The 25,394-nt window shown below is 66.9% G+C and carries 21 protein-coding genes; 9 read left to right on the plus strand and 12 right to left on the minus strand.

The window, feature by feature from the left end:
* Window positions 1–76: 76 nt before the first annotated feature.
* From C1924_RS15675 to C1924_RS15685, 3 genes are read left to right on the plus strand one after another with little or no spacing between them, the layout of a single operon-like run.
* Window positions 77–886 carry a thiazole synthase gene (locus C1924_RS15675; protein WP_108766128.1) on the plus strand — a complete coding sequence of 270 codons (810 nt, stop codon included), beginning with the start codon at window positions 77–79 and terminating at the stop codon, window positions 884–886.
* Window positions 886–1,620, plus strand: coding sequence for a tRNA (guanosine(46)-N7)-methyltransferase TrmB (trmB, locus tag C1924_RS15680; RefSeq protein ID WP_006387461.1), 735 nt, complete (start codon window positions 886–888; stop codon window positions 1,618–1,620). Before C1924_RS15675 ends, trmB begins: the two co-directional genes overlap by 1 nt.
* Before the next feature lie 27 nt (window positions 1,621–1,647).
* On the plus strand, window positions 1,648–3,495 hold the full coding sequence (locus C1924_RS15685) for an SLC13 family permease (protein WP_108766129.1): 1,848 nt from the start codon (window positions 1,648–1,650) through the stop codon (window positions 3,493–3,495).
* Window positions 3,496–3,637: 142 nt separating this feature from the next.
* On the opposite strand, the gene C1924_RS15690 is transcribed toward C1924_RS15685, so the two are convergent.
* Entirely contained in the window at window positions 3,638–3,973 is a 336-nt protein-coding gene (locus C1924_RS15690; protein WP_108766130.1) for a Rieske (2Fe-2S) protein, read from the minus strand.
* Between the two features lie 179 nt (window positions 3,974–4,152).
* Here C1924_RS15690 and C1924_RS15695 point away from each other — a divergent pair, with 179 nt between their 5' ends.
* The 4 genes from C1924_RS15695 to C1924_RS15710 all read left to right on the plus strand — a co-directional run bounded on the left by C1924_RS15695 (window position 4,153) and on the right by C1924_RS15710 (window position 7,324).
* On the plus strand, window positions 4,153–4,437 hold the full coding sequence (locus C1924_RS15695) for a hypothetical protein (RefSeq protein WP_108766131.1): 285 nt from the start codon (window positions 4,153–4,155) through the stop codon (window positions 4,435–4,437).
* A 69-nt stretch (window positions 4,438–4,506) separates the two neighbouring features.
* Window positions 4,507–5,229 (plus strand): fumarylacetoacetate hydrolase family protein, encoded by a 723-nt coding sequence (locus tag C1924_RS15700; protein ID WP_108766132.1) that lies wholly within the window; start codon window positions 4,507–4,509, stop codon window positions 5,227–5,229.
* A gap of 70 nt (window positions 5,230–5,299) precedes the next feature.
* Window positions 5,300–5,704, plus strand: coding sequence for a large-conductance mechanosensitive channel protein MscL (mscL, locus tag C1924_RS15705; RefSeq protein ID WP_108766133.1), 405 nt, complete (start codon window positions 5,300–5,302; stop codon window positions 5,702–5,704).
* A gap of 198 nt (window positions 5,705–5,902) precedes the next feature.
* The gene (locus C1924_RS15710) at window positions 5,903–7,324 is read left to right on the plus strand and encodes a M28 family peptidase (RefSeq protein WP_108766134.1); all 1,422 of its coding nucleotides are present in this window, start codon (window positions 5,903–5,905) and stop codon (window positions 7,322–7,324) included.
* Window positions 7,325–7,384: 60 nt separating this feature from the next.
* Here C1924_RS15710 and C1924_RS15715 read toward each other — a convergent pair whose 3' ends face one another.
* From C1924_RS15715 to C1924_RS15750, 8 genes are all read right to left on the minus strand, one after another.
* Window positions 7,385–8,836, minus strand: coding sequence for an alanine/glycine:cation symporter family protein (locus C1924_RS15715; protein ID WP_108766135.1), 1,452 nt, complete (start codon window positions 8,834–8,836; stop codon window positions 7,385–7,387).
* A gap of 12 nt (window positions 8,837–8,848) precedes the next feature.
* Window positions 8,849–9,835 carry a hypothetical protein gene (locus C1924_RS15720; RefSeq protein WP_108766136.1) on the minus strand — a complete coding sequence of 329 codons (987 nt, stop codon included), beginning with the start codon at window positions 9,833–9,835 and terminating at the stop codon, window positions 8,849–8,851.
* A 336-nt stretch (window positions 9,836–10,171) separates the two neighbouring features.
* The gene (locus C1924_RS15725; RefSeq protein WP_108766137.1) at window positions 10,172–11,008 is read right to left on the minus strand and encodes a TrmH family RNA methyltransferase; all 837 of its coding nucleotides are present in this window, start codon (window positions 11,006–11,008) and stop codon (window positions 10,172–10,174) included.
* Entirely contained in the window at window positions 11,009–12,517 is a 1,509-nt protein-coding gene (locus C1924_RS15730; protein WP_108766138.1) for an alanine/glycine:cation symporter family protein, read from the minus strand. It lies immediately after the preceding gene.
* Window positions 12,518–12,939: 422 nt separating this feature from the next.
* On the minus strand, window positions 12,940–13,536 hold the full coding sequence (locus tag C1924_RS15735; protein WP_108766139.1) for a GNAT family protein: 597 nt from the start codon (window positions 13,534–13,536) through the stop codon (window positions 12,940–12,942).
* A complete protein-coding gene (locus C1924_RS15740; protein WP_108766140.1) occupies window positions 13,529–16,654 on the minus strand; it encodes an efflux RND transporter permease subunit in 3,126 nt (1,041 codons plus the stop codon). Before C1924_RS15740 ends, C1924_RS15735 begins: the two co-directional genes overlap by 8 nt.
* Window positions 16,651–17,757 carry an efflux RND transporter periplasmic adaptor subunit gene (locus C1924_RS15745; protein ID WP_108766141.1) on the minus strand — a complete coding sequence of 369 codons (1,107 nt, stop codon included), beginning with the start codon at window positions 17,755–17,757 and terminating at the stop codon, window positions 16,651–16,653. The genes C1924_RS15740 and C1924_RS15745 overlap by 4 nt, the downstream gene beginning before the upstream one ends.
* An 814-nt stretch (window positions 17,758–18,571) precedes the next feature.
* Window positions 18,572–19,555, minus strand: coding sequence for a LysR family transcriptional regulator (locus C1924_RS15750; RefSeq protein WP_108766142.1), 984 nt, complete (start codon window positions 19,553–19,555; stop codon window positions 18,572–18,574).
* 207 nt (window positions 19,556–19,762) lie between these two features.
* Here C1924_RS15750 and cysK point away from each other — a divergent pair, with 207 nt between their 5' ends.
* Both cysK and C1924_RS15760 read left to right on the plus strand, forming a co-directional pair.
* The gene (cysK, locus tag C1924_RS15755; protein ID WP_108766143.1) at window positions 19,763–20,722 is read left to right on the plus strand and encodes a cysteine synthase A; all 960 of its coding nucleotides are present in this window, start codon (window positions 19,763–19,765) and stop codon (window positions 20,720–20,722) included.
* A 269-nt stretch (window positions 20,723–20,991) separates the two neighbouring features.
* Window positions 20,992–21,588, plus strand: a complete 597-nt coding sequence (locus C1924_RS15760) for an O-acetyl-ADP-ribose deacetylase (RefSeq protein ID WP_108766144.1) — start codon at window positions 20,992–20,994, stop codon at window positions 21,586–21,588.
* A gap of 66 nt (window positions 21,589–21,654) precedes the next feature.
* Here C1924_RS15760 and C1924_RS15765 read toward each other — a convergent pair whose 3' ends face one another.
* From C1924_RS15765 to pyk, 3 genes are all read right to left on the minus strand, one after another.
* The gene (locus C1924_RS15765; protein WP_108766145.1) at window positions 21,655–22,389 is read right to left on the minus strand and encodes a hypothetical protein; all 735 of its coding nucleotides are present in this window, start codon (window positions 22,387–22,389) and stop codon (window positions 21,655–21,657) included.
* A 135-nt stretch (window positions 22,390–22,524) separates the two neighbouring features.
* Window positions 22,525–23,529, minus strand: coding sequence for a class I fructose-bisphosphate aldolase (locus C1924_RS15770; RefSeq protein WP_108766146.1), 1,005 nt, complete (start codon window positions 23,527–23,529; stop codon window positions 22,525–22,527).
* Window positions 23,530–23,754: 225 nt separating this feature from the next.
* Window positions 23,755–25,221 carry a pyruvate kinase gene (gene pyk, locus C1924_RS15775; protein WP_108766147.1) on the minus strand — a complete coding sequence of 489 codons (1,467 nt, stop codon included), beginning with the start codon at window positions 25,219–25,221 and terminating at the stop codon, window positions 23,755–23,757.
* Between the last annotated feature and the right edge of the window lie 173 nt (window positions 25,222–25,394).

A 25,394-nucleotide genomic window follows, 5' to 3' on the forward strand; every position in this document is an offset into this window, starting at 1 on the left:
CTTTGCCGCTGGCAAAGGGATCCGACCCCGCCTTCTGCGTGACCCCATCTTCAGGCGGATAAGCGATAATCGCGTCATGAACCTCCCTGTCTCCCCCGATTCGCTGGTGATCGCCGGCAAGACCTACGGCTCGCGGCTGCTTACCGGCACCGGCAAGTTCAAGGATCTGGAAGAAACCCGCCTGGCCACCGAGGCTGCGGGCGCCCAGATCGTCACCGTGGCCATCCGCCGCACCCCATTCTTCAATAAGGATGTCGGCCAGAACCCGGGCGAACCGAACCTGCTGGACGTGCTGCCGCCGGACCGCTACACCATCCTGCCCAACACCGCCGGCTGCTACACCGCCGAAGACGCCGTACGTACCTGCCGCCTGGCCCGTGAGCTGCTGGACGGCCACAACCTGACCAAGCTGGAAGTGCTGGGCGACCAGAAGTCGCTGTACCCGGACGTGGTGCAGACCCTCAAGGCCGCCGAACAGCTGGTCAAGGACGGTTTCGAGGTGATGGTCTACACCTCCGACGACCCGATCCTGGCCAAGCGCCTGGAAGAGATCGGCTGCGCGGCGGTCATGCCGCTGGCCGCGCCGATCGGTTCGGGCCTGGGCATCCAGAACAAGTACAACCTGCTGCAGATCATCGAAGACGCCAAGGTGCCGATCATCGTCGACGCCGGCGTGGGCACCGCGTCCGATGCCGCCATTGCGATGGAACTGGGCTGCGATGGCGTGCTGATGAACACCGCCATCGCCGGCGCACGCCACCCGGTGCTGATGGCCAGCGCCATGCGCAAGGCCGTCGAGGCCGGCCGCGAGGCGTTCCTGGCCGGGCGCATCCCGCGCAAGCGCTACGCCAGCGCCTCCTCCCCGGTGGATGGGCTGATCGGCTGATGACCAATCCTTTTGACAGCGCCGGTTCCAAGGCCCCGCCCAAGCCCTTCACCGTCAGCGAGGGCCGCCGCGAGGTGCGCAGCTTCGTGCTGCGCCAGGGCCGCTTCACGCCCGCCCAGCAGCGCGCGTTCGACGAACGCTGGCCGCGCTTCGGCATCGACTACAACGGCCAGCCGCGCGACCTGGATGCCACCTTCGGCCGCCCGGCGCACAAGGTGCTGGAAATCGGCTTCGGCAACGGGGCGGCCATGCGTTTCGCCGCCCAGCATGATCCGTCGCGCGACTACATCGGCATTGAAGTGCATGCCCCCGGCGTGGGCCGCCTGCTGAACGCGCTGGCCGATGACAACGCCGACCACGTGCGCCTGTACCACCACGATGCGGTGGAAGTGCTGCAGAACGAGATCGCCGATGGCGCGCTGGATGAAGTGCGCATCTACTTCCCGGACCCGTGGCACAAGAAGCGCCACAACAAGCGCCGCCTGCTGCAGCCGGCGTTTGCCGAGCTGATCGTGCGCAAACTGCGCCCCGGCGGCCGCCTGCACTGCGCCACCGACTGGGAAGACTACGCCGAGCAGATGTGGGACGTGCTCGACGCCACGGCCGGGCTGGTGAACCGCGCGGGCCCGCGTGGCAGCGTGCCGCGCCCGGACTGGCGCCCGCAGACCCACTTCGAGACCCGCGGCCAGAAGCTCGGCCACGGTGTTTGGGACCTGCTGTACGACCGCACCTGACCCACGCCCGAGGACACTGCGCCCCACATGGATACCGCGCTGACGCTGACCAACGACATGAAGCTCGTGCTCGGGCTGGTCGGCTTCACGATGGCGATGTTCCTGTTCGAGCGCATCCGTGCGGATGTGGTTGCGCTGGTGGTGCTGGTGGTGCTCGGCGTTACCGGGCTGATCGCCCCTGAAGAAATCTTCGGTGGCTTCTCCGGTAACGCGGTGATGAGCATCATCGCCACCACCATCCTCGGTGCCGGCCTGGACCGCACCGGGGCATTGAACCGGCTGGCGGCCTGGCTGCTGCGGCGCGGCCACGGCGTGGAACAGCGGCTGCTGATGATGACCACGGCCATCGCAGGGCTGAACTCGTCCTTCATGCAGAACCCGTCGGTGATGGCGCTTTACCTGCCGGTGGCCTCGCGGCTGGCCGCACGTACCGGCCTGACCCTGCAGCGGCTGCTGCTGCCGATCTCGGCGGCCATCGTGATGGGTGGCGCACTGACCATGGTCGGCAACTCGCCGCTGATCCTGCTGAACGATCTGCTGGCCTCGGCCAACAACAACCTGCCCTCGGGCCTGGCCACCATCGAGCCGCTGCGCATGTTCGCGCCGCTGCCCATTGGTGTGGCCCTGCTGATCGCCTCGCTGCTGTACTTCCGCTACTTCGGCGACCGCAAACTGATCGAAGAGGAAAACCTGGTCAATGACGGCGTAACCCCGGCGCGCACCGAGAGCTATTTCGCCAAGACCTACGGCATCGAAGGCGATGTGTTCGAGCTGGTGGTGACCGCCGAGAGCCCGCTGGTGGGCATGACCCTGGGCGAGGCGGAGACGCTGCACGATGCGCCGCTGCTGCTGGCGCTGAAGACCGGCAACGACACCCGCCTGGCGCCGCCGGCAGAGATGCGCATCTGGGTGGGCAGCGTGCTGGGCGCGATGGGCCCGCGGCAGGACGTGAACGACTTCGCACAGAACCAGTTCCTGCGCATGTCCTCGCGGCTGAAACACCTGGGCGATCTGTTCAACCCCAGCCGCGCGGGCATTTCCGAGGCCGTGGTGCCACCGACGTCCAACGTGATCGGCAAGAGCGCTGCCGACCTGCGTCTGCGCAAGGAACGCGGCATCAGCCTGCTGGCGATCAACCGCGACAAGCAGGTGATCCGCGAGGACGTCCGCGACGTGCAGCTGCGCGCGGGTGACATGCTGGTCTTCCACAGCATCTGGACCGACCTGGCGCAGGCCGCCAAGAGCCGCGACTTCGTGGTGGTGACCGACTACCCGACCGGCGAGCAGCGCCCGCACAAGTTCAAGATCGCGATGGCGATCTTCGCCCTCACCATCCTGATCGCGCTGACCAGCAAGCTGCCGGTGGCACTGACCCTGATGACCGGCGTGGCCGGCATGCTGCTGACCGGCGTGCTGCGCATGGACGAGGCCTATGCCTCGATCAACTGGAAGACAGTGTTCATGATGGCCGGGCTGATTCCACTCGGCTGGGCGATGGATTCCAGTGGCGCGGCGGCCTGGGTGGCCGGCCACACCATCGACAAGCTGCCTACCGGCATTCCGCTGTGGGTGCTGGAAGTGGCGTTGGCGCTGCTCACCACCGCCTTCTCGCTGGTGATCAGCCATGTGGGGGCGACGATCGTGATGGTCCCCATCGCGGTGAACCTTGCGCTGGCCGCAGGCGGCAACCCGACCGCATTCGCACTGATCGTGGCGCTGTCGGCGTCCAACAACCTGATGACGGCCTCCAACCCGGTCATTTCGATGATCACCGGCCCGGCCAACTACACCCCGCGCGAGATGTGGCGGGTCGGCGGCCCGCTGTCGCTGATCTACACCTGCGTGGTGGTGGTGATGATCAACCTGATGTTTTGAGCACCCTGTGCCTGCGGTGGTGCCGGCCGCTGACCGGCAACCTGCAGTAGATCCACGCCATGCGTGGATGCCTCTGCACTGATGCCCCGACGGGATCAGAGCCGTTTTCCTGCGGGGAACAGATCCGACCCCGGATCTGGCCTCAGGCCAGGTAGACCTGGCCGTCGCGGATGTCCACCGGCACCGCGCGCAGGCGGTCGCCCTTGCAAGGGCCGGCGATGCAGTCGCCGCTGTCGAGGGCGAACGAGGCCCCATGGGCGGCGCACACCAGATGGCCTTCACGGCTCTTCAGGAACTGACCCGGCGCCCAGTCCAGACGACGGCCGGCATGCGGGCAGATGTTCAGGAATGCACGCACCTGCGCGCCATCGCGGTAGAGCACCAGCGATTCCGCATCGCCCTCGACCACCGCTTCGACCTCGGCAAACGCCCCATCGGCAAGGGCTTCAAGGGCGATCAGGGCAGTGGCGGCAGTCATGGCGGAAGGCTCGGACGGAAAGCCGGATTGTCGCACGCCCGCTCAGGTCACTGGCTGCGACATGAACACAAGTCATTGATCCGTAATAAGCCTCGGCTATATTTAACGAGTTTTTCACTCAATGACAGTGGCGCATCCCGATACTCTGGTTTCGCTGATTCCAGCCCTATCGAGCCGCCATGTTTACTCGCGCTTCCGCCTTCACCCAGTTCCGCACCCTGTTCGCGCCGCGCAAGCCACGCCACCCGCTGGTGCGCGTTGCCGTGGGCCTGCTCGGCCTGGCGATCCTGGCAGCGATGGTGTTCATCGGCGTGTTCGTCGGTGCGGCGATGATCCTGATCGGCCTGGCCTGGAAGCTGCTTGCTTTGCGCAAGCCGACCGCCGCGCGTCGTGCCGCCGATGCCAACGTGGTGGAAGGCGAATACCGCGTCGTGCGCAAGTCAGCTTTGCCGATGTCGCGCTGATGCGTTCGCCCGCTGACGTGGGCGCCGCACCGTTCTAGACTGCAGGGGCCTTCCTACTGGAACCCCCGCATGTCCATTGCTGCTGTTTCCGATGTCATCCCGACCCCCGTCGTGCCGCGCGTACCGGTGGTGGGGGGTGGCACGTTCCCGGTCCACCGCATCTATTGCGTCGGCCGCAACTTCGCCGACCATGCGCGTGAGATGGGCGCTGCAGTGCCGGCCGCCGACGATCGCGGCCGCCCGATGTTCTTCACCAAGCCGGCCGATGCCATCGTGGTCGGCCATGACGATGTGATCCCCTACCCTCCGGCTACCAGCAACCTGCACCACGAAGTGGAGCTGGTGGTTGCGATCGGCGTTGATGCACCGGCCGGCGAACTGGCGGTGGCCGATGCCGACTCCCTCATCTACGGCTATGCCGTGGGCCTGGACCTGACCCGCCGCGACCTGCAGGCCGCCGCCAAGGAAAAGGGCCACCCGTGGGATTCTGCCAAGGGCTTCGACGCCTCCGCGCCGATCAGCGAGATCGTGCATGCCGGTGAAGTGGGCGACCTGGCCGCGTTGAATCTGTCGCTGGAAGTCAACGGCGAAGTGCGCCAGCAGTCGCTGCTCGACCAGATGATCTGGAACGTGCCGGAAATCCTGCATGAGCTGTCCAAGCTGTGGCAGCTGCGTGCCGGCGATCTGGTCTTCATGGGCACGCCGTCGGGCGTGGCCGCTTTGAAGCCAGGCGACCGTTTCAGTGCACGACTGGAAAACGTGGCCGAGCGTCACGGCGTCATCGCCGGCTGACATCATCCCCGGCTGACACCCGCTGCGTTAACCTGCTGCCTGTCCCCTCGCCCTCAGGAGAAGAACAAGAATGGGAATGCTCACCGAGTTCAAGGAATTCGCGATGCGCGGCAACGTCATCGACCTCGCCGTGGGCGTGGTGATTGGCGCGGCCTTTGGCAAGATCGTCACCGCGCTGGTGGAAAAAATCATCATGCCGCCCCTGGGCATGCTGATCGGCAAGGTGGATTTCTCTGATCTGGCCTGGACGTTGTCGGCCGCCAGCATCGGACCGGATGGCAAGGAAATTCCGGCGGTGGTGATCGGCTATGGTGATTTCCTCAATACGCTGGTGCAGTTCATCATCGTGGCGTTCGCCATTTTCATGGTGATCAAGGTGATCAACCGCCTCTCGCGCAAGAAGGAAGCCGCCCCGGCCGCACCGAAGGAAGAAGTGGTGCTGCTGCGCGAAATCCGCGACAGCCTGAAGAAATAAGGGCACCCACCGGTAGTGCCGGCCGCTGGCCGGCAACATCGCACCATGCGGGGAGCCGGCCAGCGGCCGGCTCTACCAGGGCTTTCACTTTGCCGTTCATGGCGGAAAACAGCGTTCGCCGCAGCCGTGACCTCCCGCCCATGCGCGTCGCTGGGCGACTGTTAAGCTCCAAGGCTGATTCCCTTCCCGGAGCTGTCCATGCGTCGCCGCGTCCTTGCCATCGCATCCTCCCTTGCCCTGCTGGCCGCACCGGCTTTCGCGGCACCGCGCACCACCACCCTGCCCCCGGCCTCGCTGGCCACGGCCGCCCAGCTGCGCGATCAGGCCCTGGCCGATGACACCGGCTGGAAGGTGGTTGAATCGCTGACCACCGAGATCGGGCCGCGCATCGCCGGCAGCGAAGCCGACGCGCGCGCGGTGGCCTGGGCTGAGGCCAAGTTCAAAGCCCTCGGCTTCGACAAGGTGTGGAAGGAGCCGGTGACCTTCCCCAAGTGGGAACGCCGCAGTGAACACGCCGCTGTGACCGGCAGCAACCCGCAGCCTCTGCACATCACCGCGCTGGGTGGCAGCCCGGGCGGCGCGGTTGAAGCCGAGGTTGTGCGCTTTGCCGACCTGGCGGCGCTGCAGGCGGCGCCGGAGGGTTCGCTGAAGGGCAAGATCGCCTTCGTCGATTACCAGATGCTGCCGTTCCGCGATGGCCGCGACTACGGCCGTGGCGGTGCGATCCGCAGCAAGGGCCCGTCCGAGGCGATCCGCAAGGGCGCGGTCGGCTTCCTGATGCGCTCGGCCGGTACCGATTCTCACCGGGTGCCGCACACCGGCATCACCCGCTTTGATGAAGGCCTGACCCCGGTGCCGTCGGCGGCGCTGTCGGTGCCCGATGCCGACCAGCTGGCCCGCCTGGTGGCGCGCGGCAGCACCACGGTGAAGGTGGCGCTGGACTGCGGCTGGGATGGCACGGCAACCTCCTACAACGTGATCGGTGAAATCACCGGACGCACCCTTCCCAAGGAAGTGGTGGTGATCGGGGGTCACCTCGATTCCTGGGACCTGGGCACCGGCGCCATTGATGACGGCGCGGGCGTCGGCATCACCATGGCGGCGGGCCATCTGATCGGGCAGCTGAAGCAGGCCCCCAAGCGCACCATCCGCGTGGTCGCCTTCGCCAACGAAGAACAGGGTCTCTACGGTGGCAAGGCCTACGCCGAAGCACACGCCAAGGATGTGGCGCGGCATCAGCTGGCCGCCGAGAGCGATTTCGGTGCCGGCCGCATCTATGCGTTCAATACGGGCTCGCCGAACCCGGAAGGCTCGCGCGAAGCGACTGCGCAGATTGCCGAGGTGATGAAGCCACTGGGCATTGAATACATGGCCGACAAGGGTGGCCCCGGTCCGGACGTCGGCCCGCTGGCAGCCAAGGGCGGCGCATGGGCATGGCTGGCACAGGATGGGACGGACTACTTCGATCTGCACCACACCGCCGACGATACGCTGGACAAGATCGACCCCAAGGCACTGGCGCAGAACGTGGCGGCCTACACGGTGTTTGCGTATCTGGCCGCAGAAGCCGATGGCACCTTTGGCAGCGAAGCCAAGGCGACCACGCCGCCGAACGAGTGATGGGGTGATCCCGTGGGGTCAGAGCCCTCGCCATGGGCGAGGGATCTGACCCCGGTCCGGTCAGCTGCTCCAGACGCGCGTGTTGCGCACGCCGATGTTGTTCGGGTGGAACAACGGATCACGCTTTCGTTGGCGCTGCTGTTCGTAATCGCGCAGCGCTGCCAAGGCCGGCTTCTGCAACAGCAGAATGGCAATGATGTTCAACCAGCTCATCATGCCGACACCGATATCCCCCAGTGCCCAGGCCACGGTTGCAGTGTTCAGTGCCGAGTAGCCGGTGGCGGCCAGGAACAGCAGCTGGAACGCGGTGATCGTGGCGCGTCCCGGCCGGTCGCGGCAGAGGTAGCTGACATTGGTTTCGGCCATGTAGTACAGCGCCAGGATCGTCGTGAAGGCAAACGGCAGGATCGCCAGCGCGACAAATGATCGACCGAAGCCTGGCAGTGCCGATTCCACGGCATGCTGCACGAAGCGTGGCCCGGCCTCGACGCCCGGCAGGTTGGCCAACAGCAGGCGCGCCTCGTCGGGAACCCCGTTCACGGCCGGATCGTAGACGTTGTACAGCCCGGTGGACAGGATCAGGAAGGCCGTTGCACTGCACACCACCAGCGTGTCGATGTAGACGGAGAACGACTGCACCAGCCCCTGCTTGACCGGATGCGAGACTTCCGCCGCTGCGGCGGGATGGGCGCCACTGCCCATGCCTGCCTCGTTGGACAGGACGCCGCGTCGCACGCCCCACTGGATGGCGGTGCCGATCATCGCGCCGAATGCGGCATCCATGCCGAACGCGCTGCGCAGCACCAGGGCGAAGACCTCGGGCACCTTGTCCACGTTGATGAGCATGACCACGGCGGTCACCAGCAGGTAGGCCACGGCCATGATCGGCACCACCCATTCGGCCACCCGTGCGATGCGCCGCACACCGCCGTAGAGCACCGCCGCCAACACGGCCAACAGCACGGCGGTGGTGCCCAGCACCGGAATGCCCCAGGCTTCGTTCACCGCGCTGGTGATGGCATTGGACTGCGTGCCGGCCAGCATCGCCCCCGCCAGCACGGTGACCAGCGCGAACAAGACGGCGTACCAGCGCTGGCCCAGCCCTTTTTCGATGTAGTACGCCGGCCCGCCCCGGTACTGGCCGTTGCCATCGCGGTCCTTGTAGATCTGTGCCAGCGTCGATTCGATGAAGGCACTGGACGCCCCCAGGAAGGCCACGATCCACATCCAGAAAATCGCACCGGGACCGCCAAAAGCAATGGCCATGGCGACACCCGCGATGTTGCCTACCCCCACCCGGCTGGAGAGTGACAGTGACAGCGCCTGGAAGGGCGATACGCCCGCCTCGGAGCGTTCGTGGCGGAACATCAGCCGCAGCATGTCAGGCAGCGCGCGCAGCTGGATGAAACGCGTACGCACGCTGAAGTACAGGCCTGCGAACAGGCAGAGCACCACCAGCCAAGGGCTCCAGACAATGCCGAGCAGGGTGTTGATGATCGATTCAATGGTCATACCGCCCCCGAGTCAGAAGAACATGCCCACGGCAATCTGCGGACTGATGATGCGGCCGGTGTTGCGGCCGGCCACGCTGAACTCCACGCCTGCGATCAGCCCCAGTGAGGGACTGAAGTGGTACTCGACCGCCGGGGCCAGGGTGAGCGAACGGCTGGCCGGGCGCAGCTCGTTGATGGCGCGCACGCCCCCATCGTCGGTGGGCGCGAAGCCGGTCAGGCGCTGCCCGGTCTCGCGGCTGGCAGCCACTTCCATCACACCCACCCAGCGCTCATTGATGCTGTATTCGCCGGCCATGGAAAAACCCAGCACCGAGCCACGGGCGATATGCCCCTGGAACCCAGCCTCGGTGCCGTAGATGCTGGCCCCGGAGAGCGCCGTGCGCGCGGGCGCCGGGCCGGCCATCAGCTGCCCGCGCCAGCGCAGCGGCCGCCCGTTCGGCATCCACACTACCTGCTGCACGCCCAGCGCGACGGTGGTGCGCTGCACGCCATCCCCCTGGGCGTTGAGCGGGTTACCCGTGATGCGGTCGTGGCTGCCGGTGCTGAACCGCTGCGACACGGCCAGCGAGACGGCCGGCCGGGTGCCATCGGCATTGGGGGCCTGCAGCAGGTACTGCAGGCGTGCGGTGGTATCACCGGCACGGAAGCCACGACTGTGCCCCGCGCCTGATTCGGCGCGCGATGTGCTGAGGTTCACCTGGCCCATCAGGCGATCGCTGAAGCCATACATCGCCGGCAGCACCACCGCCCACGCACCGCTGTCCTGCGCGCTGCGCTGGCGCCGGCCTTCGGCGTCGTAGTGCGCGTTGCTGTCGACGCGGACCAGATAGGGTTCGATGAACCAGTGGCCCTCCGGCAGGCCGGCAGGATTGGGCGTGATCAACGGGCCCATGAAGTTGACGTTTTCCAGGCTGCGCTCGCTTGCGGCAGCACTGGTGCTGACCAGCGCAGCGGCCAGCAGGAAGGAGACGGACAGGGTGCGTTGCGGTTGGAACATGACAGCCACTCCGGGAACATCGAGGGATGGAGTTCCACCCTGCGTTGCCGGAAATGGCGGGCCAATGAGGAAAGTTTCAAATCATCAAGATTCTTTGCGGACTGCAAAGAGCGCTTAACAGCCATACGGGGGTCAGAGCCCTCGCCGGTGGCGTGGGATCCGACCCCGGTCGGGGGCTGCTGGGGTCAGAGCCCTTGCCGGTGGCGAGGGATCCGACCCCGGTCGGGGGCTGCGGGGGTCAGAGCCCTCGCCGGTGGCGTGGGATCCGACCCCGGTCGGGGGCTGCTTGGGTCAGAGCCCTCGCCGATGGCGAGGGATCCGACCCCGGTCGCGGGATCAATCGCGGCGGCTGGCCCACTGTGCCAGCAGTACCGCTGTGGCCGAGGCGACGTTGAGGCTTTCCACCGCACCGCTGCCGGGGATGGACACCTGCTGGTCGCACTGGCTGGCCAGCGCACGGTCCATGCCCTCGCCCTCGGCGCCCATCACGTACACCAGGCGCGCCGGCAGTTCGGCGCGGAACACGTCCTGCCCCCCTTCAACAAGGGTCGCCGCCAGGCCAAAACCGGCCGCGCGCAGCTGCGCCATGGCAGATGCGTCATCGGGCAGCTGCACCAGCGGCAAGGCCTCGGCACCACCTTCGGCCACGCGCGCGGCGGCGCCGGACAGGGCCAGCGTGCTGCCAGCGGGCAGCAGCAGGGCCTTGGCGCCGAAGTGCGCGGCCGAGCGCAGGATCGCGCCCAGATTGTGCGGGTTGCCCACACCATCCAGCCACAGCGCCAGCGCCGGGCCATCGCCCAGCTGCTGCAGCCACTGCGCCAGCGGCAGCACCGGCGCACGCAGCACGTCGGCCACCACACCTTCATGGTGGGTGGTACCGGCCAGCTTGTTCAGATCGCCGTCTTCCACCACGCGGTAGCCCACGCGGTTGGCCACGCACCACTTCAGCAGCGGCTGCAGGCGCGGAATGCGCGCCTCCAGCAGGTACAGCTTGCGCAGCGCCTGCGGGCGCTCCTCGAAGGCGGCCAGCACGGCGTTGAGGCCGAACAGGCGCAGCTCATCGTTGCCGCCACGGCCACCACCACCGCCCGTGGCCGGCGCCTCCGGACGCGGCAATGGCGTTGCGCGCGGCGGACGGGCAGACGGGCGGCGGTTGTTCCAAGGGTTGTTCACTTACACACTCTCCTGCTTGCGCTGGCGCCAGAAATCGGCGTTCTTGATGCCCAGGGCATCGGGGTCGAACACCGGATCCAGGCCCAGCTTCTTCTGTCGTTCGTAGTCACGCAGGGCCAGCATCGCCGGCTTCTGGATGATGAGGATGGCGATGATGTTCAACCAGGCCATCAGGCCGACGCCGATGTCACCCAGCGCCCAGGCCAGGGTCGCATTGTGGAATGCGCCGAAGACGACCATGGCAAGGATGCCCAGGCGCAGCACCAGCACCGTCAGCGGACGCTTCTTGTTGTGGTTGACGTAGGTCAGGTTGGTTTCGGCCATGTAGTAATAGGCCATGATGGTGGTGAAGGCGAAGAAGAAGATGGCGATAGAGACGAACGCCGAACCCCAGCCGGGAAGCACTGCTTCCACACCCGCCTGCGCGTAGCCGGCACCTTCCGGAATGCCCGCCAGGCCCTGGAAGATCGGCGCGGCGCCTTCCACGGGCGAGTACACGTTGTAGGTGCCGCTGGCCAGGATCAGGAACGCGGTCGCCGTGCACACCATCATGGTGTCGAAGTAGATGGCAAACGCCTGCACGTAGCCCTGCTTGGCCGGGTGCGAGACCTCGGACGCGGCTGCGGCGTGCGGGCCCGAGCCCTGGCCGGCTTCGTTGGCATAGATGCCGCGCTTGATGCCCCATTCCACCGCCAGGCCCATCATCGCGCCGAATGCGGCGTGGGTGCCGAACGCGCTGTCGAAGATGATGCCGAACATTTCCGGCACGCGGTCGTAGTTGATGATCATGATGACGATGGCCATCAGGATGAAGGCGGCGGCCATGAACGGCACGACTACTTCGGCGAAGTTGGCGATGCGCTTGACGCCACCGAAGATGACCACGCCCAGCAGCAGCGCCACGGCGATGCCGATGCCCAGCTTCAGCGCTTCGACCGAGCTCATGCCCATCACCTGGCCATCCAGCGGGCCACACATGGCCGTGCCACGGCACGCGTTGATGACACTGTCAGCGATGGCGTTGGCCTGCACGCCCGGCATCAGGAAGCCGGCGGCGATGATCGTGGCGATCGCGAACGCCAGCGCGTACCACTTCAGGCCCATGGCCTTTTCGATGTAGTACGCCGGGCCACCGCGGTAGCGGCCTTCGGCGTCCTTGGTCTTGTAGATCTGCGCCAGGGTGCATTCCACGTACGAGGTGGACGCGCCGAGGAAGCCCATCACCCACATCCAGAAGATGGCGCCCGGGCCACCGAAAGCGATGGCGGTGGCGACACCGGCAATGTTGCCGATGCCCATGCGGCCGGCCATCGACATGGCCAGGGCCTGGAAGGAAGACACGCCCGCCTCGGACTTTTCGCCCTGAACGGTGAGGCGGCACATCTCGAAGAAGCCGCGGATCTGCATGAAGCGGGTGCGCAGGCTGAAGAACAGGCCGGCGCCCAGGCACACGGCGATGAGCGCCTTGCTCCAGATGATGCTGTTGATGAAGTGTACGGTAGCTTCCACGCGCGCTCTCTCCAGTCGGCGGGTTGTAAGGACGTCCCGTCGGCTGGAAGGGACGCCCCGATTCTCGCTGATCCAGGGTCGCTGCGGTAGCGCCAGGAGGAACGCGGGCTGCGGGACGGGCCGGCTGGCCGCTGGCGACGGAACGCACGGATGCCCGGATGCCCGGACACCCGGTAGAGGCGACTGTCAGTCGACTGCCGTCTGCCCGCCTGCACCGGTAGAGTCGACTGTCAGTCGACTGCCGTCTGCCCCGGCTGCAGAAGAGCCCGCGCTGCGCGCCATGGTCGACTGACAGTCGACTCTACCCCCATCCCCTCCCGGCCGGTCAGTCGACTGCCGTCTGCCCCGGCTGCAGAAGAGCCCGCGCTGCGCGCGATGGTCGACTGATAGTCGACTCTACCCCCCTTCCCCTCCCTGGCCGGTCAGGGCAGGTGCATCCGCACCCGGGCGAAGCGCCGCAGGTCGTGCAGGACGCCGCGCTTGTAGACGGCGCAGCGCGCGGTGCCCTCTTCGGTGAAGCCGTTTGCCAGCAGCACGCGGGCCGAGCCTTCGTTGAAATCCAGGACCTCGGCCTGCAGCCTGAACAGGTGCAGCTCGTCCATCACCCAAGGGGCGAACAGGCCCACCACGCGGGTCATCACGCCTTGCCCCCACTGCGCCTGACCCAACCAATAACCCAATTCGGCGGTATGCCCGCGCTCGGCCGTACCCGGCTGCGCGCCGATGCTGCCACAGGCGTGGCCGTCGATCTCGATCGCCAGATTGAGGGTGCCGGGGGCCAGCACGCGGCCGGCCAGGAAGGCCTCGCCGTCCTCGCGGGTGTACGGGTACGGGAAGCGGTCACGCAGGCCGCGCGAGACATCGGGGTTGTTGGCGTGCTGCAGCAGCGATTGGAGATCGTCGGGGTGCCAGAGGCGCAGCCGGAAGCCCTCGCCCTGCAGATCCGGGGTCAGAGCCCTTTCCCGTTGGGAAAGGAATCCGACCCCGTCGGCCGGGCCGTCGCCACGTCGGTCAGGCATGGCCGCCGACCGAGGGCGATTCGGCTTCCTGCTTTTCCAGTTCGCGCTTCACTGCTTCCGGCGAACGGGTGTACGGCGCCAGGCGCGCGTAGAACGCGGGCACCACGAACAGCGACAGGAAGGTGGACAGGGTGACGCCGAAGATGATCACGATGCCGATGGTGCCACGGCTGGCCGAACCGGGGCCACCGGCCACCACCAGCGGGATGGCACCCACCACGGTGGCGATCGAGGTCATCAGGATCGGGCGCAGGCGCACCACGGCCGATTCGATGATGGCCTCGCGCACCGTGCGCCCGTCATCACGCAGCTGGTTGGCGAATTCAACGATGAGGATGCCGTTCTTGGCCGCCAGGCCGACCAGCATCACGATGCCGATCTGGCTGAACAGGTTCACCGTGCCGCCACTCACCCACAGGCCCACCAGCGCGCCGAGCACGCCCAGCGGCACGGTCAGCATGATGGTGAGCGGGTGGATGAAGCTTTCAAACTGCGCGGCCAGCACCAGGTAGACCACCAGCAGCGCCATGGCGAAGGTCAGCAGCACCGCGCCGCCGGCACTCTGGTACTCGCGCGATTCGCCCTTCCAGTTGATCTGGGCGTACTGCGGCAGCTCCTCGCGGGTGACCTGCTGTGCCCAGGCGATGGCCTCGCCCAGCGGGTAGCCCGGCGCCAGGCCGGCACTGATGGTGATCGAACGCAGGCGGTTGAAGCGGTTCAGGGTGCCGGCCTCGGCCACTTCGCTGAGGGTGACCAGGTTGGACAGCGGCACCAGTTCGCCGGAATTGGCGCGCACGCGGATGGCGGCGAGGTCGGCCGGGCTGGCGCGGCCATCGCGGCCGGCCTGCACCAGCACGTCGTACTCCTCGCCGTTGTCGACGAAGGTGGTGACGCGGCGCGAGCCCATCATGGTTTCCAGTGCCGAACCGATCGCGGTGACCGGCACGCCCAGATCGGCCGCACGCTGGCGGTCGATGTTCACCCGCATCTGCGGACGGGTTTCCTTGTAGTCCGAATCGGGGCCGACCAAGCCCGGATTGTCGGCCATGCGCAGCAGGATGCGGTCGCGCCACTGGGCGATTTCCGCATACTCGGGGCCACCCAGCACGATCTGGAACGGCTGGCCGCCGCTGCGCACCAGGCCGCCACCGACCTGGGTGCGCACGCGCACGCCGCGCAGGGTGTCCAGTTCCTTCTGCAGGTCGTTGGCCACGTCCACGGTGTTTTCGCTGCGCTGGCGCCACGGCTGCAGGAACACGCTGACCCGGCCGGTGTGCATTTCCTCGCTGGCGCCAAAACCACCGGGCACGCGCGGGTTGGCGCGGGCGATGGTCTTGTCGGCACCTACGTGCGGGGCCAGCAGCGCTTCGACCTGCTGCACCTGCTGCACGGTGTAGTCGTAGCCGGCGCCTTCCGGGCCATCGATCATGATCTGGAACGAGCCACGGTCTTCGGCCGGGGCCAGCTCGGACGGCAGGATCTTCATCAGGCCCCAGCTGGCAGCCAGCGCCAGCGCCATCACCACCAGGTAGATCCAGGTGCGGTCGACGTGGTGGTCGAGCACGCGGCCATAGCCCGAGGCCACGCGTTCCAGGTTGCGGTTGATGAAGCCATGCAGGCCTCGCGGCGCCTGGCCGGTATGCGGCTTGAGCAGCTTGGAGGCCATCATCGGCGTCAGCGTCAGCGCGACGAATGCCGACAGTGCGACCGCTGCGGCCAGTGCCACCGCCAGTTCGCGGAACAGGCGGCCGGTGTTGCCTTCCAGGAAGCCGACCGGCAGGAACACGGCCACCAGCACGGCGGTGGTGGCGATGACCGCGAAGGCCACCTGCGTGGTGCCGCGCTTGGATGCGACCAGCGGCGGTTCGCCCAGGTCGATGCGGCGCTGCACGTTTTCCACCACCACGATGGCATCGTCCACCACCAGGCCGATACACAGCACCAGCGCCAGCAGGGTGAGCAGGTTGATCGAGAAGCCGAAGGCGTACAGCGCGATGAAAGCTGCGACCAGGCACACCGGCACGGTCACCGCTGGAATGAGCGCCGCGCGGAAACTGCCCAGGAACAGCCAGATGACGGCCAGCACCAGCAGCATCGCTTCAACCAGCGTCGCATAGACGCGGTCGACGGCCGCTTCGATGAAGGTAGTGTTGTCGAAGGTCACCACGATCTGCGTGCCTTCTGGCAGCGTCGCGGCCACTTTCTCTGCTTCCGCGCGCGCGGCGCGGGCCACATCCAGCGAGTTGGCGGTGGAGGTCTTGACGATGCCCAGGCCCACGCCCGGTTCACCATTGCTGCGGAAGTAGGCGCGGCGTTCGGCTGACGCCAGCTCGATCTTCGCGACATCGCCCATGCGCACCACGTAACCATCGCTGCCCTTGCCGAGCGGGATGGTGGCGAAATCCTCGGGCTTCACGTAGTTGCGTTCGACGCGCAGGGTGAAGTCGCGGTCGGTGGATTCGATGCGGCCGGCCGGCAGTTCCACGTTCTCGTTGCGCAGCGCGGTTTCCACGTCGCCCGTGGTAAGCCCGCGCGCGGCCAACTGGTCGCGGTCCAGCCAGATGCGCATGGCATAGCGCTGGCGGCCACCGATGCGGACCTGGGCCACGCCGTCCAGGCTGGAAAAGCGGTCGACCACATAGCGGTCGGCATAGTCGCTCAGTTCCAGCGTGTCCATCGTGGTGGAGGACATGTTGAACCAGATGATCGGATCGGCATCGCTCTCGACCTTGGCGATTTCCGGCGGACGCGCCTCTTCCGGCATGCGATCGGCCACGCGGCTGACCGCATCGCGCACATCGTTGGCGGCCGCTTCGATATCGCGGTTGGAGGTGAACTCGATGCTGACCTGCGAGCGGCCGTTGCTGCTGCGCGCGTTGATCGTATCGATGCCTTCGATGCCGGCCAGCGCGTCTTCCAGCACCTGTGTGACGCGGCTTTCGATGACCGCCGCCGAGGCGCCGGTGTAATCCACCGACACCGAGACGATGGGCGGATCGATGGCGGGCAGCTCACGCAGGGTAAGGCGGGTGAAGGACATGATGCCCAGCACCACCAGCAGCAGGCTCATCACTACGGCAAACACCGGCCGCTGGATGGAGATGTCCGACAGTTTCATCCGCCGTTGCCCTCAGCCGCAGCTGCAGCCGGCGCTTCGACCGGTGCGGTACCGCTGGCCGGCGCCGCGTTGGTCGCCGCGACCTTCAGGCCGGCGCGCAGCTTGCCGGTGCCATCGACGACGATGCGTTCACCGCCCTGCAGGCCCTGGCGGATCTCGACCACGCCCGCACGACGTGCGCCGGTGGTCACGTCCACGCGTTCGACGGTGTCATCGGCCTTGATGCGGTACACGAAGGTATCGCGGCCGACCTGCACCACGGCGATTTCCGGCACCACCAGCGCCGGGCGCTCGGGGCGGAACAGGCGCACGTCCAGCAGCATGCCCGGGCGCAGCGCGTGGTCGCTGTTGGCGAAGTCGGCGCGGACGGTCACCGCGCGGGTGGCCGGATCGATGCGCGCATCGATGGTGGTCACGTCACCTTCAAAGGTGCGCCCCGGCCAGGCCACGCTCGTTGCGCTGACCTTGTCGCCGAGGGAAAGCGCGGCCATTTCCACTTCCGGCACCTGGAAATCGACGTGCATGCGCTCGAGGTCATCCAGGGTGGCGATGACCGTGGTGGGGGTCAGCAGCGTGCCCGGGCTGACCTGGCGGATGCCCAGCACGCCGGCGAACGGCGCACGCACGCGGCGGTCACCGATGTCCGCCTGCATCTGCGCCACGCGCGCTTCGGCGGCGTCGCGGATCGACTTCTGGGTATCGAGGGTGGCGCTGGACACGAGGCGCTGGATGGCCAGCTCACGCTGCCGCTTGTACAGCTGGTCGGCTTCGTGGAAGGTTGCCTGCGCCTGCACCAGCGCGGCTTCCTGGGCCTGCCCGCGCAGGGTTACCAAGGGAGCACCCGCGGCAACCTGCTGGCCACTTTCAAAGTGCACGCGCTCGACGATCTCGCTGACCTTGGCGGTGACGCTGATGGATTCACGTGCCTTGGCCGTACCCAGCGCCTGCAGGGTGTCGTTCCACTGCGAGGGCTGCACGACCTGCGCGGTGACCGGCACCGCTTCGCCCTGCCGACGCGCGGCGGCCTCCTGTTTGCCTGCGCACCCGGCCAGGACGGCCAGGCAGAGGCCAAGGGCCAGGGTCGAAGTGATACGAGCCAACATGAAAGGTCCTGGTTGATCCACGGCCGCCGAGTGTAGGCAAGGGGCTGCGAAGACGATATGTGCCAAGCGTTTACCGGCGTGGAACGGGCCATGCGGTAGCGCCATGAACCCCTTCCGTGCAAGGCTCCCGGGGGCAGTGTCGACGTATGTCGGGATGTATCCAGGGGCACTTTGTCGTGCGCTGTCATCGTACAGTCGAGTCTGCTTGGCAGAGGGCGCCAGGCGGGGGTCGGCCCTGGCGGGGTCCGGCCCCGTTTTTTTTGGGTCTCGGCAGGGCTTGCAGCCCTGCACCTGCAGAAGCCAGAGCCGAAGCAACAGCAGAAGCGGGCTATCCGTGGGATGGCGGGGGGGGGTCCGGTTGAGGGGGACGGCGTGAATCCGTCCATGGAGCCTCGGTCGCGCCATCCATGGCGCTCACGCCCCCTCAACCGGACCCACCCCGCCTTCGACAGTTTCCTGCGAGCTGTAGGAACCTGCTGCTGATGGTGGGTGCCGACCGTTGGTCGGCACCGATGAATTCATTCGATATCTGACGGATTTCATCCACGCATGGCGTGGATCTACTGGCCAAGCCCTGACCCCAGATGAATATCGATATCTGACAGATACAGCCGCCAGCCAACTGTCAGAGGTGGGGCGGTGTGGGTGGGCAGGACCGTTGGCGCCATGGATGGCGCCATCGAGCCCCCATGGATGGGTTTACGGCGTGTCCTGACCACCCACACCGCCCCGCCATCCCACGGAATGCCCGCTGTTGCCTTTGACGTTGACGTCAGCAGGTGCAGGGCTGCAAGCCCTGCCGAAACCCCACCCCTCAGACCGTGATGGTCTGGGTCAGCGATTCCCACGTCGGCGGCACCGGCCATGCGGCGGCCTGGTTGCCATCCAGCACCCGCCGCAGGTCGCGCGGATCGATCTGTGGCGCCAGCACATGCACCAGCTCCAGCGCGTAATCGCGCAGCACCCGGTCGCGCGGCAGCACCGCCCATGCGATGCACTCGGTGATCGGTTCCGGCGCCGGCCACGCGCGCAGGTCTTCGTCGTTGGAACTGACCGCCATCTCGGCCAGCAGGCCCACGCCCAGGCCCGTGCGTACATAGGTCTTGATCAGGTCGGCATCCAGCGCGGTCAACGCCAGGTCCGGTACCAGGCCGCTGCCCGCGAAGGCGCGCTGCAGCGAAGAATTGGGGCGGGTGGAGGATTCGTAGCTGATCAACGGCTGGCGGGCCAGCGCGGCCAGGTCCGGGGCGCGACCGGCGCGGTCCAGCGGGTGGCCCTTGGGCACCACCACCAGCCGCCGCCAGCGGAACAACGGCACCGCGATGCCATCGGTCGGCTCACCACCGGCCGTGCTGATGATCGCGATATCCGCATCCCCCTGGTTCAGGCGGTCCAGCGCATCCGCCTCACCGGCCTGTTGCAGGTGCACGCTCACCTGCGGGTACGCCTGCTTGATTGCCGCCACCGCTGGCGGCAGCACGAAGCGCGCCTGGGTGTGGGTAGTGGTCAGGATCAGCTGGCCCTGGCTCTCGCGCCGCTGGTTCGCGGCGTAGGTGCGGATGTTGTTGGCCTCGGCCAGCACCGCGCGGGCGCGGGAAATCACTTCGGTCCCGGCCGGCGTGACCGATTCCAGGCTGCGCCCCTTGCGTACGAACAGCAGGAAGCCCAGCTCGTCCTCCAGCTGCTTGAGCTGCTTGGACAGGCCGGGCTGGGTGGCGTGCACGCGCGATGCCGCGAGCGTGATGTTCATCTCGGCATCGGCGATGGCAACCAGGTAGCGCAGCTGGGTAAGCGTCATGGCGGGCGGGGGCGCAGGGGCGGATGTCCACTCTAGGGTCTATTACCGTCACCAGCTTATAACCAAACGTTGTTTAAGAAAGGCATCTGGTCATTTCCGGGCGTCATATGCGGGCGCTACGGTCAGCCGGCAGCCGCTGGCCTGAACGGCCAGCCTCCCTCTTCCGCCCCGCCGGCCCCCGGCGCGGCCCGCTTCCGGAGCGCTTCCATGGCCCTGTACGACTCCATCCTCGACACCGTCGGCAACACCCCCATCGTCAAACTGCAGCGCCTGGCCCCGCAGGGCGTGACCCTGTACGCCAAGGTCGAGTCGTTCAACCCGGGGGGCTCGGTGAAGGACCGCCTGGCCCTGGCCATCATCCTCGATGCCGAGGCCCGCGGCCTGCTCAAGCCCGGCGACACGATCGTGGAAGCCACCTCGGGCAATACGGGCGTGGCCCTGGCCATGGTGGCCGCGGCGCGCGGCTACAAGTTCGTCGCCACCATGGTCGAGACCTTCTCGGTGGAACGGCGCAAGCTGATGCGTGCCTATGGCGCCAAGGTCATCCTGACCCCGGCAGCCGAGCGTGGCAGCGGCATGGTACGCAGGGCGCGCGAGCTGGCCGAAGAGCACGGCTGGTTCCTGGCCAGCCAGTTCGCCAACCCGGCCAACCCGGCCTATCACCGCAACACCACGGCGGCGGAGATCCTGCGCGACTTTGCCGGCAAGCGGCTGGACTACTTCGTGAGTGGCTGGGGTACGGGTGGCACCCTCACCGGCGTTGGCGAAGTGCTGAAGGTCGCCCGGCCGCAGACGCGCATCGTGGCCACCGAACCGGCCGGCGCGGCGCTGCTGAAGGGGGATGACTGGAAGCCGCACAAGATCCAGGGCTGGACCCCGGATTTCGTGCCGGACGTGCTCAACCGCGACGTGGTGGATGAACTGCTGACGGTCGAAGATGACCGCGCGATCGCCACCGCGCGCCGCCTGGCGGCCGAGGAAGGCCTCTTCGTCGGCATCTCGGCCGGCGCCACGGTGGCCAGCGCGCTGGATGTGGCCAGCCGCGCCGAAGCCGGGTCGGTGATTCTGGCGATGCTGCCGGACACCGGCGAACGCTACTTCTCCACGCCGTTGTTCGCCGATGTGAACGAAGGATCCGACGACGACTGGCTGGCCGGCCTGCCGTAAGCCCGGGGTCGGATCCCTTTCCCGCAGGGAAAGCCTCTGACCCCAGACCAACGTAAACCGAAGATAGGGGTCAGCGCCTTTTCCATGCGGAAAAGGATCTGACCCCTTTCTGCTTCAGCCTGCGTGAAGGTGCTGCCCCCCATCGTGCGTGAAGGCCGTAAATCGCAGCGCGTGAGACGGTCATGACGCAGCATGGATGCCCTCTCCACTACGGTGGGTGCAGCCAGCGCGGGCACGGCGCGCAACAACAACAGGCAGGAGACGGACGCATGAAGATCGAAGTGTGGCAGGGCGACATCACGACCCTGGCGGTGGATGCGATCGTCAACGCGGCCAATGAAACCCTGCTCGGCGGGGGTGGCGTGGACGGTGCCATCCACCGCGCGGCCGGGCCGGATCTGCTTGCCGAGTGCGAGCGCCTGCCGGAACTGCGGCCGGGCGTGCGCTGCCCGACCGGGGAAGTGCGCGCCACGGGTGCCCATGCCCTCCCCGCGCGGCATGTGCTGCATACGGTCGGCCCGGTGTGGCATGACGGACAGCGCGACGAGCCGGCCCTGCTGGCCAACTGCTACTGGAAATCGCTGCAGTTGGCCGAGTCGCTGGGCGTGCAGTCGATCGCGTTCCCGGCCATCAGCTGCGGTGTCTATGGCTACCCGCTGTACCAGGCCGCGCAGGTGGCAGTGACCGAAACACTGGCGTGGCAGCGCAGCCATGCGCAGCCGATGCGCATCGTGCTGGTCGCTTTCAACACCGCGACCGCCAAGGCATACCAGCAGGCACTGGCTGCCGCCGGCCAGGCGGTGGAAGCCGAACGCATCGTGCCGCTACCGCCGCTGGGCGATACCGGATTTGCCGCGGCGCATTGAGGCGCTGCAATGAGCGTGGATGCGACACGGCATCCACGCATCACGGCATCCACTCATGGCGTGGATCTACTGCGCTTCGGTGCGCTGGACGTCCAACGTGAAATCGCCGGTGTCCCCAGCGTCCAGGCTGCTGACAGTGAGGGTGTAGCGGCCGGGCTGCAATGCCAGGCGGATGCGCGAGTCGGTTCCCTCACCGTCTTCGTCATCGTCGTTCTCGACATCCTCGCCCTCACCCTCCAGCGCCAGCACGGTGTCGAACGCCTCCGAGCGCAGGTCGATGCCGTAGTGGCCCGGTGTGTCCACCTGCAGGGTGTACGTCTGCGACGGGTCCAGCAACAGGTCGGCAATACGCCCGGTGTTGATGATCGGCTTGCCATCGTAAGGCGCGAGCACTTCGGCACGCAGCCGGAACAGACCGTAGGACTCCGGCCCGAAAGCATTCACTGCGATCTGGTAGGTGCCCGCACCTGCGGCACGGAACGCGACAGCGGCGTTGCCGCCCTCATAGCCGGTGTGGCTGCGGGTGATCACTTTCCCATCATGGAAAATGGTCATCGCGCCGCTGAGCGCGCCGGTCATCGTGATACCGACCCGCTGCTTGTCCTGCAGGGTGATCTGGTACAGCTGATGGTGGCTGCCATCGTTGAAGTTCACGCCGCTGCGCGAGGTGATTTCGCCGGATACGGGTTTGTCGAACTGCAGGACCGGCACCGTGCCCGATGGCCCCGGTGGGCCGATACGGTTGCAGCCTGCCGCGCAGAGCACGGTGGCCAGGCCCAGCGCGAGGGTGGTGGTACGCATTGAGCATCTCCCTGGCCTTTCCGTATACCCCAGGCGCACAGGCCTTGCGCGAGGGAGCAGCAACGATACCCGCAAAAGCAGACGCCGGCAGGATGCCGGCGTCTGCGTGTCACGTCATGCAGGGAATGGGACGGCTCAGCCGTTCCACTTGCCCAGCGCGGCCAGGCCGTTGTCCTTGGCGCGCTCGTACACGGTCTTCTGTGCAGCGGCGTAGTTGCCCTTCATGTCCTTGGCCCACAGCTTCAGCGCCGCCTGCTGCATGGCACGGCCGTAGGAGAAGCTCAGCGGCCACGGCAGGTTGCCCAGCTGGTTCATCGCGTTCAGGTGCTCGGTGGACTGCTCGTCGGTCTGGCCGCCGGACAGGAACACCACGCCCGGCAGGATGGCCGGCACGGTGCTCTTCAGGCACATCACGGTCGACTCGGCCACTTCCTCGACGTCGGCCTGCTCATCGCAGCCCTTGCCGGAGATGACCATCGAGGCCTTCAGGATGGTGCCTTCCAGCAGCACGTTCTGCTGGTAGAGGGCGTCGAACAGCGAACGCAGGGTGGCTTCGGTGACTTCGTAGCAGGTCTCGATGTCGTGGTCGCCGTCCATGATGACTTCCGGCTCGACCATCGGCACCAGGCCGCATTCCTGGCACAGCGCGGCATAACGGGCCAGCGCATGGGCGTTGGACTCGATGCAGGTGCCCGACGGGGTGTTGTCACCGATGTTGATGACCGCACGCCACTTGGCGAAGCGCGCACCCAGCTTGTAGTACTCCTGCAGGCGCTCGCGCAGGCCGTCCAGGCCTTCGGTGACCAGCTCGCCCGGGCAGCCGGCCAGCGGGTGTGCACCCTTGTCCACCTTGATGCCCGGAATCATGCCGTGGTCGGCCATGTACTTGGCGAACGGCACGCCGTCCTTCGTCGACTGGCGGATGGTTTCGTCGTACAGGATGGCGCCGGAAATGTGCTCGTTGAGCTTCGGCGTGGTCAGCAGCAGCTCGCGGTAGGCACGACGGTTCTCCTCGGTGTTCTCGATACCGACGCCGGCGAAACGCTTGGCGATGGTAGCGGTGGATTCGTCGATCGCGATGATGCCCTTGCCCGGGGCGACCATGGCCTGGGCGGTTTCAGCCAGCTGTTCGATGCTCATGTATTTCCTGTGGCGGGTGCGGGAAAAACGTAAGTATAGCCCCGCTGCCCGTTGCCTCGCCGTGGAGGACAGGATGGAAACGCTTCCAGATGTGCGCAGGACAAAACATGTCCTGCGCTGTGGGGTCGGAGCACCTGCGGGATCCGACCCCAGGTCGGCGTGGGGTCAGATCCCCGCAGGGGCTCTGGCCCCGGCCCGGCAGTGCCGAGCCGATGCCGTCAGGGCTTACAGATCGCCCAGGCCGCTGGCGCGGCCGTCTTCGCCCACTTCCAGCAGGCGCAGGGTGTTGGTGGCGCCCAGGGTTTCCATGTGCTCGCCGCTGGTGAACACAACGCGGTCACCGGCCTGCAGCAGGTCCGATTCGACCAGCAGGCGGATGCTGCCGCGGGCCGCTTCGCGCGGGGTCAGGCCACGGCTGTCGAAGTTGATCGGGTACACATCGCGCATCAGCGCCATCTGGCGGCGGGCGCCGTCATGGCGTGTCACCGCGAACACCGGGGCCTTGGCGCGGAAGCGCGACAGGTAACGGGCGGTACCGCCGGATTCGGTCATCGCCACGATGGCGCGCACGCCCACGTGCTGCGACAGGAACATGGTGGCCATGGCGATGGCTTGGTCGGCACGTTCCAGGTTGCGCGGCGAGGCGTTGAAGTCGGTCTCGGTCTGGAACTGGCGCTCGGCGCCCAGGCAGATGCGGGCCATCGCCTCGACCGCCTTCACCGGGTAGGCACCGGCGGCGGTTTCGGCCGACAGCATCACCGCATCGGTGCCGTCGATGACCGAGTTGGCCACGTCCAGCACCTCGGCACGGGTCGGGATCGGGCTTTCCACCATCGACTGCAGCATCTGCGTGGCGGTGATCACCACCTTGTTCTGCGCCAGCGAGGCCTTGATGATCTTCTTCTGCAGGCCCGGCAGTTCGGCATCGCCGATTTCCACGCCGAGGTCGCCACGGGCCACCATCACCACGTCACTGGCTTCGACGATCTCTTCCAGATTCTCGATGGCTTCGGTGCGTTCGATCTTGGACACCAGCGCGGCATAGCAGCCGTGCGATTCGGCGATCTGGCGCGCATCGTTCATGTCCTGCGCGTTGCGGCAGAAGGACACTGCGATGAAGTCGACGCCGATCTTGGCAACGATGCCGATCAGTTCCTTGTCGCGCTCGGTCAGCGCGCCCAGCGACAGGCCGCCGCCCTGCTTGTTCAGGCCCTTGCGGTCGGACAGCGCGCCATCGTTGAGCACGGTGTTGATGATGCGGTCGCCCTGCACTTCAACCACCTGCAGCTGCATCAGGCCATCGTCGAGCAGCAGGACGTCGCCGGGGCCCACGTCCTGCGGCAGGCCCAGGTAGCTCACGCCCACCTGGGAGGCATCGCCCGGGCCGGCGCTTTCGCTGGCGATCAGGTCGAAACGGTCACCGGCCTTCAGGTAAACCTTGCCCTCGGCAAAGCGTTCGATGCGGATCTTCGGGCCCGGCAGGTCGGCCAGGATGCCCACTTCCACGCCCACGCGGGCCGCGGCGGCACGCACGTCGGCAGCACGCTTGGCCTGGCCGGACGGATCACCGTGGCTGAAGTTGAGGCGCACCACGTTCACGCCGGCGCGGAACAGATCCTCCAGCACGCCCGGCGGGTCGGTCGCTGGACCGAGGGTGGCTAGGATCTTGGTGCGACGCTGACGCTCGAACATGGTGAATGGGCCTCTCCCGTGAAAGGGGGGAAATTAGCACATCCTTCACGCCCCATGTATACGGTTACACCCTTGTGGCGCCTGACTCTTCGGGACATGGACCGGACAGCGCCCGGACAGGGAACGGATGTAATCGGTTCCCGCCCCGGCACGGGCATGGCCGACGGGGTCAG

Origin of the sequence: Stenotrophomonas sp. ESTM1D_MKCIP4_1, from assembly GCF_003086895.1 — a bacterium.
GTDB lineage: Bacteria > Pseudomonadota > Gammaproteobacteria > Xanthomonadales > Xanthomonadaceae > Stenotrophomonas.